Source organism: Streptomyces olivochromogenes, from assembly GCF_021538895.1.
Classification (GTDB): Bacteria; Actinomycetota; Actinomycetes; order Streptomycetales; family Streptomycetaceae; genus Streptomyces; species Streptomyces olivochromogenes_A.
This window is the reverse complement of sequence record NZ_JADDRL010000033.1, coordinates 73839-86051: the sequence shown is the minus strand read 5'-3', so window position 1 is coordinate 86051 and position 12213 is coordinate 73839. Positions and strand designations below refer to the sequence as shown.

Genomic DNA, 12213 nt, shown 5'->3' with positions numbered 1-12213 from the left:
GGCCCAGGGACGGGAGCAGGGCAGCGGCGGCCGCGACCTGTCCCAGCACGGTCATCACCGTGCTCCACGTGAGGACCGCCACCAGAACGGCGACGGTCACCACCTTCTTACTCGACATCGCACTCGATTTCTGTGAGTGGGACACACACCAACTGCCCTTCCCGACAGCGGTGCTGAAGCGTCATCAGGAAGGAGACGCCAGCATGCCCCGCCCCGCGCGCGCCACGCCACGTGATCATGGTGTTACGGAACAATGCCGCCGCGACAGCCGTGTCCCGCTATCCCGCGCCACCCCCACTCCGGGGCCGGACGGCAGATGATTCAACCCTTTGAGGGGGAAACATCACTCCTTCACATGTCCGGCCGCGCATCCCGCATCATGGAAGGGCAAGGCGCCACTCGACGCCGCACCTTCCCGCGAGGGAAACCGTGCGGCCCCCTGTGCTGAGAAACACCCCAAGAGGGGGCCGCACGGCGCCGCGCCCGGTGCCTCCGTGCCCACGCACCCACGCACCCACGCACCCACGTGCCTCCGCGCCCGACCAGGTCTGCGGGATGATGGCCGGCATGCGCATCCGCATCGACGCGGTCGACCTGCCCGGCCTCACCTGCCACCCCGGCCCCTCGGCCTACGCCAACATTCACGTCGCCGTGCAGCGCCGCAACAGCCCGACCGAACTGCTCGAACCGCAGCCCGGCGATGCCGCCTCGGCGACCTGGACGCTGGAGTGCACCACGGCCGCCTCACCGATCGGTACGGATGTGAAGGGGCCCCACGTACAGGGCCCGCCGGGCGGCCGGTTCGTCTACCTGTCGTGGGGCACTGTGGACGAGGCGGGTGCCTTCACCATGTTCCGCCGCGCCAAGCTCATGCTCGACGCCGTCCCCGCCGACGTCCTCGACGCCGCCGCCCGCAGCGGCCTGCTGGTCGGGCGCCTCGGCCTGACCGACGCCCGGGGCAACCCCCTGTGTGCCCGGGTCGTACCGCCGCACATCACCTGGACCGCGGAGGCGGTCGAACAGCGCGCGGGATGACACCCGCTCGCAGGTGCGGTGACGTCAACCCACGCGTTCCCAGCCCCGGCGCGGTGCCCGGGCGCCTAGGCCGACGTCGCGGCTTCGGTAGACGATGTACGGGCGGGTGACATAGCCCAGCGGCGCGGTGAGCATGTGGACGAGGCGGGTGAAGGGCCAGGCCGCGAAGAGCAGCAGGGCGCTGAGCGCGTGGAGCTGGAAGAGCACCGGCGCGCCCGTCATCAGGGCCGGGTCGGGCTGGAGGTAGAAGATGGAGCGGAACCAGGGGGAGATGGTGTCCCGGTAGTCGTAGCCGCCGAGGATGTTGGCGGCGACGGTGGCCGCCAGGCCGAGCACGATCGTCGCGGTGAGCAGGACGTACATCGCCTTGTCGTTGCGGGTCGTGGCGGAGAAGACCGGGCCCACGGTACGGCGCCGGTAGATGAGGATGGCCAGTCCGCCCAGGGTGCACACGCCCGCGACGGTGCCGAGGGCGACGGCCGTGACGTGGTACGTGTGCTCGCTGATCCCGGCCGCCTCGGTCCAGCTCTTCGGGACGAGCAGCCCGCCGATATGGCCGATGAGCACCACGAGGATGCCGAAGTGGAACAGCGGGCTGCCGATGCGCAGTAGCCGGTTCTCGTACAGCTGGGAGGAGCGGGTGGTCCAGCCGAACTTGTCGTAGCGGTAGCGCCAGATGTGGCCGAGGACGAAGACGGCGAGGGAGAGGTACGGCAGGACGACCCAGAGCAGGACGGGGCCTGTGCCGGCTGTGGCCGCCAGGGTCGGATGGTGCGTGGGGGCGGTCATCGCGGGCCTCCCGCGGGGTCGGGCAGGAACTGCGGGGTGGGGTACGGGGTGAGGCCGACCTGTTCTTCGGGTGGGCCTTCGGCGGCGAGCCGGGCGACTGCCGCACGCTCGTCGCCCGCGAGCGCGGGCAGGGTGGCGCAGACGGACCGCAGGACGCCGGCCCAGGGCGAGTCCTCGTCCTGGAGGGCCAGGCGCAGCAGTTCCAGTCCCGCGCGGTGTTCGGTGAGCAGGCGGAGCCCGGTGGCGGGGTCGGTGGCGGCGAATTCGAGGACGACGGCCAGGTGGTCGGGCAGTTCGTCGTCGGTCAGGCGCCGGCCGGCGGCGGCGTAGGTCCGCTTCAGGCCGAGGAGCGCGAGGCCGCGGTTCCGGGTGTCGCCGTGGGCGTAGTAGGTGAGGTAGAGGCAGCAGCGTTTGCGATGGTCGAAGGTGGCGACGTAGGCGGCGGCCAGGTCGGCGGGGGCCGTCCGGTCGGCGTGCGTCACGAACTCCAGCAGGGGCTCGGCGGCCGGCCGCGGCAGTTGGGCGGCGACCCGACGGGCCAGGGCCAGTCGGGAGGCGAACTCGTCGTCGGGGTAGGCCAGCAGCAGGGACTGGATCTGCCAGGCGTGCGGCAGCCAGGGTTCGGTGCGCGGTGTGGTCTTGCTCTTCCTTCTCACGGCTTCGGTTCGACCTCCCCGCCCGTGTCGGTGTCCTCGTCGCCGGCCGCGGTCCCGCCGCCGGACGGTGGGAAGAGGCCCGGTGGGGTGCCCTTGCCGTCCCAGTTGAGGAGGTTGACGCGGGTCGCCTTGTCACTGGGGGTCGCGGGGGTGTCGGAGGACTGGCGGTCGCGCAGAGCCCGGTAGTTCTCCACCGCGATCGGAGCGGCGCCGCCCGAGGTCTCGCCGAACGGGCCGGAGCCTCCCATGCCGGGTCCGCCCTCGTAGTCGAGGCTGCACTCGGTGGCGAGTTCCTCCAGGCGGTGGGCCTGTTCGGCGTGGGCGGGCGGGATGACGTACCGCTCGTCGTACTTGGCCAGGGCCAGCAGCCGGTACATGTCGTACATCCGCTGCTCGTCCATGCCGACTTGTTCGGGGATGGTCGCGTCGGGTTCCCGGCCGATGTTGATGTCGCGCATGTAGGCCCGCATGGCGGCCAGCCGGCGCAGCACGGCGTCGACGGGGGCGGGGTCGCCGGCGGTGAAGAGCTGGGCGAGGTAGTCGACGGGGATGCGCAGGGCGTCGACGGCCGCGAACAGGTTGCGGTGGTTCTCGGCGTCGTGGCCGGTCTCGCGGACGGCGTCGACGACCGGGGAGAGCGGCGGGATGTACCAGACCATGGGCAGGGTGCGGTACTCCGGGTGCAGCGGCAGCGCCACCTTGTAGGTGTTGATCAGCGCGTGCACGGGTGAGCGCTGGGCGGCCTCGATCCAGTCGCGCGGGATGCCGTCGCGCTCGGCGGCGGCGATGACCTCGGGGTCGTCCGGGTCGAGGAAGACGCGGCGCTGCGCCTCGTACAGATCGGTGTCGTCGGGGGTGCAGGCGGCGTCCAGGACGCGGTCGACGTCGTAGAGGACGAGGCCGATGTAGCGCAGCCGGCCGACGCAGGTCTCGGAGCAGACGGTGGGCAGGCCGACCTCGACGCGCGGGAAGCAGAAGGTGCACTTCTCGGCCTTGCCGGTGCGGTGGTTGAAGTAGACCTTCTTGTACGGGCATCCGGTCACGCACATCCGCCAGCCCCGGCAGCGGTCCTGGTCGACGAGGACGATGCCGTCCTCGGTGCGCTTGTAGATCGCGCCGGAGGGGCAGGAGGCCGCGCAGGACGGGTTGAGGCAGTGCTCGCAGATGCGCGGCAGGTAGAACAGGAAGGTCTGCTCGAACTCGAACTTGATCCGGTCCGCGACCTCGCTCAGCAGGACGTCCTTCTCGCCGTGCTCGGCCGAGCCGCCGAGGCTGTCGTCCCAGTTCGCCGACCAGGAGATCTTCATGTCCTTGCCGGTGATGAGGGACTTGGGGCGGGCGACGGGGGTGTGCTCCTGCAGCGGGGCGCTGGTCAGCGTCTCGTAGTCGTAGGTCCACGGCTCGTAGTAGTCGTCGAGCGTGGGCAGTTGGGGGTTGGAGAAGATGCCGGCCAGCTTCTTGAAGCGGCCGCCGGCCTTGAGGGTGAGGCGGCCGCGCTTGGTGAGGGTCCAGCCGCCCTGCCAGGTGTCCTGGTCCTCGTAGCGGCGGGGGTAGCCCTGGCCGGGGCGGCTCTCGACGTTGTTGAACCACACGTATTCGACGCCGGTGCGGTTGGTCCAGGCCTGTTTGCAGGTGACCGAGCACGTGTGGCAGCCGATGCACTTGTCGAGGTTCATCACCATCGCCATCTGGGCCATGACGCGGCCGATGCCGGTGTCGCCGGGGGCCATCAGTACGTCACCTCCTGGTTGGCGCGGCGGCGGACGACGGTGACCTCGTCGCGCTGGTTGCCGGTCGGGCCGAGGTAGTTGAAGGCGTAGGACAGCTGGGCGTAACCGCCGATCAGATGGCTGGGCTTGATCAGCAGGCGGGTGAGGGAGTTGTGGATCCCGCCACGCCGGCCGGTGGTCTCGGTGCGAGGCACGTCGATGAGCCGGTCCTGTGCGTGGTACATGTACACCGTGCCCTCGGGCATCCGGTGGGAGACGACGGCGCGGGCGGCGACGACGCCGTTGCGGTTGACCGCCTCGATCCAGTCGTTGTCGTGTACGCCGATCTTGGTGGCGTCGGCGGTGGACATCCAGATCGTCGGGCCGCCCCGGGACAGCGACAGCATGAACAGGTTGTCCTGGTACTCGGAGTGGATGGACCACTTGCTGTGCGGGGTCAGATAGCGCACGGTCACGCCGAGTTCGCCGGTGTCCCCGATCTCCGGCTCGCCGAACAGGGCGTGCATGTTCAACGGGGGCCGGTAGACGGGCAGTTGCTCGCCGAGTGCGGTCATCCAGTCGTGGTCCAGGTAGAAGTGCTGGCGGCCGGTGAGGGTGTGCCAGGGCTTGCTGCGTTCGACGTTGATGGTGAACGCCGAGTAGCGGCGCCCGCCCGTCTCCGAGCCGGACCACTCGGGGCTGGTGATGACCGGGACGGGGGCCGCCTGGGTGTCGGCGAAGGTGATCTGCTTGCCCTCGTGCTCGGCGGCCAGGTCCGCGAGCCGGGTGCCCGTGCGGGCTTCGAGGGTGTGGAAGCCCTGGGTGGCCAGGTGTCCGTTGGTCGTACCGGACAGGGCGAGGATCGCCTCGCAGGCCTGTGCGTCACGGGCGATGAGCGGGCGGCCGTCGGCCACTCCCCCGCGCGCGGTGCCGTTCTTGTGCCGGAGGTACTCCAGCTCCCGTTCGAGGCGGAAGGTGATGCCCTTGGTGGTGGCGCCGAGGGTGTCGAGCAGCGGGCCGAGCGCGGTCATCTTCTCGGCGACGGCGCCGTAGTCGCGCTCGACGGTGAGCAGTTTGGGCATGGTGCGGCCGGGCACGGGCTCGCACTCACCGGCCTTCCAGTCCTTGACGCGGCCGTGCGGGTTGGCCAGTTCGTCCGGGGTGTCGTGCAGCAGCGGGGCGGCCACCACGTCCTTGCGCACCCCCAGGTGGCCCGCGGCGAGCCGGCTGAACTCCTCGGCGATGCCGTTGAAGGCGTCCCAGTCGCTGCGGGTCTGCCAGGGCGGGGCGATGGCCGGGTTGAACGCGTGCACATAGGGGTGCATGTCGGTGCTCGACAGGTCGTACTTCTCGTACCAGGTGGCGGCCGGCAGGACGACGTCGGAGAACACGGTGGTGCTGGTCATCCGGAAGTCCAGGGTGAGCAGCAGGTCCAGCTTGCCCTCCGGTGCCTCCGGCCGCCACACCACGTCCCGGGGCCGGGCCTGTGGGGGCGCTTCCGTCGCGCTGACCGAGGAGTCGGTGCCGAGGAGGTGCTTGAGGAAGTACTCGTTGCCCTTCGCGGAGGAGCCGAGCAGGTTGGCCCGCCAAATGGTCAGTACGCGGGGGAAGTTCTCGGGTGCGTCCGGGTCCTCCCCCGCGAACCGCAGCCGCCCGGCCCTCAGTTCGTCCACCACGTGCTCGGCGACGCCCCGGCCGGCGGCCTCGGCCTCGTCGGCCAGGTCCAGCGGGTTGCGGTCGAAGGTGGGATACGAGGGCATCCAGCCCATGCGCGCCGAGGCGGCGATGACATCGGCGGTGGCCATGCCCGCGAACGGACCGCCGGAGCCGGCCGCGGCGAGGGTGCCGGCGGAGAACGGGTCGTAGCGGAACTGGTCGGCGTGCAGGTACCAGTACGCCGTCTGGATCATCTGGCGCGCCGGACGGTTCCAGTCGGCCGCGGTCGCGAGCGCCGAATAGCCGGTGATGGGGCGGACCTTCTCCTGGCCCACGTAGTGCGCCCAGCCGCCGCCGTTGACGCCCTGGCAGCCGGTCAGCGTCGTCAGGGTGAGGAAGGCCCGGTAGATGGTGTCGGAGTGGAACCAGTGGTTGGCCCCCGCCCCCATGATGATCACCGAACGGCCGCGGGTCTCCTCGGCGTTGGCGGCGAACTCCCGCGCGATCCGGGCCGCCCGGTCCGCGGCCACCCCGGTGATCGCGGTCTGCCAGGCGGGGGTGTACGGCTCGGTCGGGTCGTCGTAGCCGGAGGGCCAGCGGCCGGGCAGTCCGGCGCGGGCCACCCCGTACTGGGCCAGCAGCAGGTCGTACACGGTGGTCACCAGCCGCCCGGCCACGCGCCGCACCGGCACCCCGCGCCGCAGCTGCCGCGCGCCGCCGTCGGGGGCGTCGAAGCACGGCAGTTCCACCTCCACCGGGGCCTCGCCGCCGCCATCGGCCGACAGCAGCGGGTCGGTGTCGCCGAGGTCCAGGTTCCACTTGCCGGCGCCGGACTCTCCGAACCGGTCGCCGAGCGTCCCGTTGGGCACCGTCGGACGGCCGGTGGCGGCGTCCAGCAGTACGGTGCGGAACTCGGCGTGCTCGACCACCGCCTGCTCGCCGTCGAGGTCCGCGGCGGTCAGGAACTTCCCCGGCGCGTAGGAGCCCGGCTCACGTTCGTCGAGCGTCACCAGGAACGGCAGGTCCGTGAACCTCTTGACGTAGTCCTCGAAGTACGGGGTCCGCCGGTCGACGAAGAACTCCTTGAGCACCACGTGCCCCATCGCCATGGCCAGCGCCCCGTCGGTGCCGGGCTGGGCGGGCAGCCACTCGTCGGCGAATTTCACGTTGTCCGCGTAGTCCGGGGAGACCGCGACCACCTTCTGGCCGCGGTAGCGGGCCTCGACCATCCAGTGCGCGTCCGGGGTCCGGGTCACGGGCAGGTTCGAGCCCCACATGATCAGATAGCCGGCGTCCCACCAGTCCCCGGACTCCGGTACGTCGGTCTGGTCGCCGAAGACCTGCGGGGAGGCGACCGGCAGATCGGCGTACCAGTCGTAGAACGACAGCATCACGCCGCCCAGCAGCGAATAGAAGCGGGCGCCGGAGGCGTGCGAGACCATCGACATCGCCGGGATCGGCGAGAACCCGGCCAGCCGGTCCGGACCGTACTCCTTGATGGTGTGCACATGGGCGGCGGCGACCAGCTCCAGCGCCTCGTCCCAGCTCGCCCGCACCAGGCCGCCCTTGCCGCGCACCGACTTGTAGCGGCGGGCGCGCTCGGGGTCGGAGACGATGTCCGCCCAGGCCGCGACCGGGTCGCCCAGCCGGGCCTTCGCCTCGCGGTACATCTGGAGCAGCACGCCGCGCACATAGGGGTAGCGCACCCGGGTCGGCGAGTAGGTGTACCAGGAGAAGGCCGCGCCGCGCGGGCAGCCGCGGGGCTCGTACTCGGGGCGGTCCGGGCCGACCGAGGGATAGTCGGTCTGCTGGGCCTCCCAGGTGATGATGCCGTCCTTGACGTACACCTTCCACGAGCAGGATCCGGTGCAGTTCACGCCGTGGGTGGAGCGCACCACCTTGTCGTGCGACCAGCGGTCCCGGTAGAAGTCGTCCGCCTGGCGGCCGCCGGCTCTGCGCAGGGTGCGCAGATCGCCGGACACCTCCGCCCGGGTGAAGTACCGGCGGGAGCGCACCAGCGCCTCCGTCAGTTCACCGTCGAGCCCCACCGGGTGGGTGCGGCTCGTCTGTTGGGTGCGGGAACCGGTCTGGTCGGCCACCGTCTCGACCTCTTCCCGGGCAAGTGCCCGACGGTGTTCTCTCTCGGCCCCAGCGGTGGCGGAGTACTCCCCGCGCGCCGCTCGGCGCGGAACGTCCGCACCGAGCGGCGCGGACTCCTTTGCATCTTCACGCCGCCCCCAGGGCGGCGCGATGGGAGAGCCGACGCCACAAGCCGTCACGGACGCGAGGACGGAACGGATCTACCGCCAACACCCCCTCGCCCTCCTGCTCTTCACCCTCCGCAAGGACGGGCCGTGCGGCGAGGAGTCCCCCGGGGCCGTTCGGCCAAACACGTGATGCCGCGTTACGGTGCGGCGGTCACCGCACCTGCGGCTGGGCGACCCGCACGCGCCGGTCCACGGCGTGCCGTACGCCGGTGGCGGTGAAGACCAGCGCCGCCGTGGCGACCAGGGCCAGCAGCACCAGGCCCAGCGCGTAGGAACCGTAGGCGCCGTACAGCGAGCCCATGACCAGGGGCGGCAGGAACCCGCCCAGGCCGCCGGCCGCGCCGACCACTCCGGTGACCGAGCCGACCTGGTTCGCCGGGGCCAGCAGGGCCACCAGGGCGAAGACGGCTCCGCTGGCCGCGCCGAGCGCCGCGGCCATGGCGAGGAACGCGATCGTGCCGACCGGCGCCAAAGAGGGGGTCGGGGACTGCAGGAGCGCACCGACGACCACCACGCCCAGGGCCCCGACCAGGACGCGCACCGCCCCCACGCGGTCCGACAGCCAGCCGCCGACGGGCCGCATCGCCACCGCGAGCAGCACGAACCCGGCCATCCGGTTCGCCGCGTCGGCCTGGGTCAGCCCGTACGCGGTCCTCAGATACGTCGGCAGATAGACCGAGAAGGCGACATAACCGCCGAAGGCGACCGCGTACAGGGCCGAAGCCTGCCAGGTGACACCGAGCTTGAGCGTGGTGGCCAGACGGCGTGAGAGCGGCTCGGTCGGCACCACGCGTCCGGGGGCGTCGCGCAGCACCAGCGCCGCCACGACGGCGTACACCGCCAGCACGGCGGCGGTGATCAGGAAGGGGGTGGCCATGCCATGGGCGTCGACGAGCTTCACCGTGGTCAGCGCGCTGATCGCGGTGCCGCCCATGCCCATGCCGAAGAGGCCGATGGCGAACCCCCGCCGCGCGGGCGGGAACCAGGCGTTGACGAGGGGCACGCCGACGGCGAAGGCGGTGCCGCCGATGCCGAGGAAGAAGCCGCCGACCAGCAGGGCGGCCAGCGAGGAGTGGCCGGCGAGGCCGAGGTAGAGCACGGGGACGATGGTGACCGCGGAGACCAGCGGGAACATCACCCGTCCGCCGAACCGGTCGGTGAGCCCCCCGACCGGGATGCGGCCCAGCGAGCCGACCACGACCGGCACCGCCACCAGCAGTGACTGTTCGAAGGAGGACAGGTCCAGGGAGTCCTTGAAGCGGGGGCCGAGCGGGCTCAGCAGCGCCCAGGCCCAGAAGTTGACGGCGAAGCCGACCGTGGCCAGCGCCAGCATCAGCCACGCCCGGCCGGGAACCGCTGCCGGTCCTGCCTCCTGCTGCGTCGGTGCCTGCGGCATCCTGTCTGCTCCTTCGCTCTCACTGCTCCGACCCGGTTCACCCGGCCGAGTGAGCCGGGTCGGTCACGGCCCTCAGGGCTGTGCGGGTGCGCGCGGGGTCCGGCCGCCCTCCGGGCCGTATCCGAAGCGGATCAGCAACTGCGGACTGCAGCGCCGCTCCTGTCCATTGCGCATCGCCCACCGCAGATCCGGCCACTCCAGCGCCTGGTGCAGCATCGAGGTGCGCAGCCCGTGCGCGGTGGCCACCAGCAGTACGCGCTGCAGGGCCTGCCCGGCGCGAAGCCAGTCCACGCGCCGGTCCCGAACGGTGCACAGCAGGGCCACCTGGGCGTGCCGCTCGAAGCGGAGCCTGGGCAGACTCCGTGAGCGCTGGGTGCCGATGAAGTCCCGCACGGGCATCCGTCCGGCCGCGTCCTGCGGTCCCAGCGCGGTCACCGGAATGCCGTACGGTCCCCCTTCCGGGGCCGTGATCCAGGCCCTGGCCTCGGCCGCACGCCCCACGTCGGAGTGGTTGCGGGCCTCGCCCGCCGCGGTCAGCTGCAACAGCCGCCGGGTCCCGGCGAAGTCCGGCACGCGCAGCTTCGCCGCTTCGAGCCGGGCGGCCTCGACCATCTGCGCCACGATCGGCTCCGGGACGGGACGCCCGGTGAACGGCATCCGGCTGGTGTGCCGGCGCGCGATGGCCTCGTACAGGTCCAGCTGCCGCCACTGCTCGGTCGGCAGGTCGGGCGAGTCGGAGCGGCCGCACGGCCACAGGGCGGCCAGCAGCCCGGGGTCGGACGGGTCCGGCCGCAGCCGCACCATCGCGTCCAGGCCCAGGTGGTCCGCGGCGACGCGCAGGTTGAACAGGGCCGCGCCCACCGACAGATACTGGGCCCGGAACTCCGGATCCGTCCGCGAGAGCGACTTCTGCGGTACGGCGCGGACCTCCAGCAGCCGGGTGACGGGGTCCAGCCGGAACCGCCAGGGCTGGGTGTTGTGGATCGAGGGCGCCGCCGTCGCCGCCGACAGCAACACCTCCAGAGCGGTGGCATCCATCTTCGGTATGCCTGGTGCATGCATGCGCTTCTCCCTGACGACCGCCGGGGTGCGGGCCGTTCGGTACGGCCCGGGCCGAGCCCCTGGTCCGTCCGGCCGCCCGGGTGTCAGGGCAGACATGGCGGGTGGCCGGACGGCGGCCGAACCGGTGCGGACGCCGTGCCGCCGGCTCCGGACGGGGAGCCGGACGGGTGGGCGTCCGTGGGATCCGTACACGTGATCCTCCGGTTCGGTCGCTCCCAGCTTGCGCGATCGGGCGGCCTGCCACCCATGGCCGGACAGGCCACGGTCGCGGACCACAGGTCTCTGCCGCGGCCGGGTTTCGGGGACCGGCCGGCGTCCCGGAGCGGGACCTTCGGCCCAGGCGGGACACCTCCACCGCCCGGCCCGGCCGTCGTTCGGGCGTACGACGACACCGGCCCGCCTCCTCGGGCGGTCCGGTGTCGAACGTGGGGCCGTCAGCCCTCGGCGTGGGCCAGCCACAGGTCGGGGCCGAACACCTCGTAGCGGATGTGGCGCGCGGGGATGCCGGCGCGCAGCAGGTGGCTGCGGACGCCGCGCATGAACGGGAGCGAGCCGCACAGGTACACGTCGGCGTCGGCGGGCAGCTCCAGCTCGTCGAGGACCATCAGCCCGGTGCGGGCGCCGGCTTCCCCGTCGGCGCCGTCCTCGTACCAGAACTCGGCGCGCGCGTCGGGCAGTTGCTCCACCAGGTGGCGGGTGTCGGCGCGCAGGGCGTGGTCCTTCGGGGACCGGTCGGCGTGCAGGACCCAGACGGGCCGGGTGGAGCCGATGGCGGTGAGGTGTTCCAGCATGCCGACCATCGGGGTGCAGCCGATGCCGGCGGAGACCAGCAGCAGCGGGGTGTCGGCGTCTTCGAGGACCACGTCGCCGAACGGCGCCGACAGGGTGAGCTCGTCGCCGGTCCGCACGGTGCGGTGCAGCTGGTTGGAGACCTCGCCCTCGGGGGCCTCGGCGACGCTCGCGACCCGCTTGACCGTGATGCGGCGCAGCTCGCCGTCGGGGCACCCGGACAGGCTGTACTGGCGCAGCTGGTGGATGCCGTCGGGCATCACGACGCGCACGCTGACGTACTGGCCCGCACGGGCGGGCGGTACGGGCGACCCGTCGGCGGGGCGCAGCAGGAAGGAGACGACGTCCGGGGTCTCCTCACGGCGCTCGACGACGGTCCACTGCCGCCAGGGGTGCCGCGGGTCCACCTCGGCCTCCTGGTAGAGGCGGGCCTCGCGGGCTATGAGGGCGCCTGCCATCAGCCAGTACACCTCGTCCCAGGCGGCGGCGACCTCGGGGGTGACGGCGTCGCCGAGGACGTCGGCGATGGCGCCGAACAGGTACTTGTGGACGATCGTGTACTGGTCCTCGGTCACGCCGAGCGCCGCGTGTTTGTGCGCGATGCGGGACAGCAGCGCGTCCGGGCGGGCGTCGGGGTCGGCGAGGAGGGCCTGGGCGAAGCCGGCGATGGAGCCGGCCAGGGCCTGCCGCTGTTCGCCGTTGGCCTGGTTGCCGCGGTTGAACATTCCGTCCAGCAGTTCGGGCTGCTCGCCGAACATCGTGCCGTAGAAGCGTGTCGTGATCTCGTCGAGGGCACCGCCCACGGCGGGCAGAGTGGCGCGGACGACGGCAGCGGATTCGGGCGAAAGCATGGC

At 72.0% G+C, this 12213-nt stretch carries 8 protein-coding genes; 1 reads left to right on the top strand and 7 read right to left on the bottom strand.

From position 1 onward, the window contains the following. Positions 1 to 567: 567 nt before the first annotated feature. Complete coding sequence (locus IPZ69_RS18855; protein ID WP_235455309.1) at positions 568 to 1035, top strand: DUF5990 family protein; 468 nt, start codon at positions 568 to 570, stop codon at positions 1033 to 1035. Positions 1036 to 1059: 24 nt separating this feature from the next. On the opposite strand, the gene narI is transcribed toward IPZ69_RS18855, so the two are convergent. The 7 genes from narI to IPZ69_RS18820 form a co-directional block, all read right to left on the bottom strand. Next, a complete protein-coding gene (gene narI / locus IPZ69_RS18850; protein ID WP_235455308.1) occupies positions 1060 to 1824 on the bottom strand; it encodes a respiratory nitrate reductase subunit gamma in 765 nt (254 codons plus the stop codon). Continuing rightward, the gene (narJ, locus tag IPZ69_RS18845) at positions 1821 to 2480 is read right to left on the bottom strand and encodes a nitrate reductase molybdenum cofactor assembly chaperone (protein WP_235455307.1); all 660 of its coding nucleotides are present in this window, start codon (positions 2478 to 2480) and stop codon (positions 1821 to 1823) included. Before narJ ends, narI begins: the two co-directional genes overlap by 4 nt. Further along, on the bottom strand, positions 2477 to 4210 hold the full coding sequence (narH, locus tag IPZ69_RS18840) for a nitrate reductase subunit beta (RefSeq protein WP_235455306.1): 1734 nt from the start codon (positions 4208 to 4210) through the stop codon (positions 2477 to 2479). The genes narJ and narH overlap by 4 nt, the downstream gene beginning before the upstream one ends. Next, positions 4210 to 7944: a nitrate reductase subunit alpha gene (locus tag IPZ69_RS18835; protein WP_374293418.1), complete on the bottom strand. Its 3735-nt coding sequence runs from the start codon at positions 7942 to 7944 to the stop codon at positions 4210 to 4212. The genes narH and IPZ69_RS18835 overlap by 1 nt, the downstream gene beginning before the upstream one ends. Positions 7945 to 8263: 319 nt before the next feature. Continuing rightward, complete coding sequence (locus IPZ69_RS18830) at positions 8264 to 9508, bottom strand: MFS transporter (RefSeq protein ID WP_235455305.1); 1245 nt, start codon at positions 9506 to 9508, stop codon at positions 8264 to 8266. Positions 9509 to 9580: 72 nt separating this feature from the next. Then, on the bottom strand, positions 9581 to 10570 hold the full coding sequence (locus tag IPZ69_RS18825; RefSeq protein ID WP_235455304.1) for an Acg family FMN-binding oxidoreductase: 990 nt from the start codon (positions 10568 to 10570) through the stop codon (positions 9581 to 9583). A 434-nt stretch (positions 10571 to 11004) separates the two neighbouring features. Beyond that, positions 11005 to 12210, bottom strand: a complete 1206-nt coding sequence (locus IPZ69_RS18820; RefSeq protein WP_235455303.1) for a globin domain-containing protein — start codon at positions 12208 to 12210, stop codon at positions 11005 to 11007. Between the last annotated feature and the right edge of the window lie 3 nt (positions 12211 to 12213).

Bases quoted from the DNA above. Each gene is read 5' to 3' on its own strand.
- IPZ69_RS18855 (WP_235455309.1), top strand. From the start codon at position 568: ATGCGCATCCGCATCGACGCGGTCGACCTGCCCGGCCTCACCTGCCAC.
- narI (WP_235455308.1), bottom strand. From the start codon at position 1,824: ATGACCGCCCCCACGCACCATCCGACCCTGGCGGCCACAGCCGGCACA.
- narH (WP_235455306.1), bottom strand. From the start codon at position 4,210: ATGGCCCCCGGCGACACCGGCATCGGCCGCGTCATGGCCCAGATGGCG.
- IPZ69_RS18830 (WP_235455305.1), bottom strand. From the start codon at position 9,508: ATGCCGCAGGCACCGACGCAGCAGGAGGCAGGACCGGCAGCGGTTCCC.
- IPZ69_RS18825 (WP_235455304.1), bottom strand. From the start codon at position 10,570: ATGCATGCACCAGGCATACCGAAGATGGATGCCACCGCTCTGGAGGTG.
- IPZ69_RS18820 (WP_235455303.1), bottom strand. From the start codon at position 12,210: ATGCTTTCGCCCGAATCCGCTGCCGTCGTCCGCGCCACTCTGCCCGCC.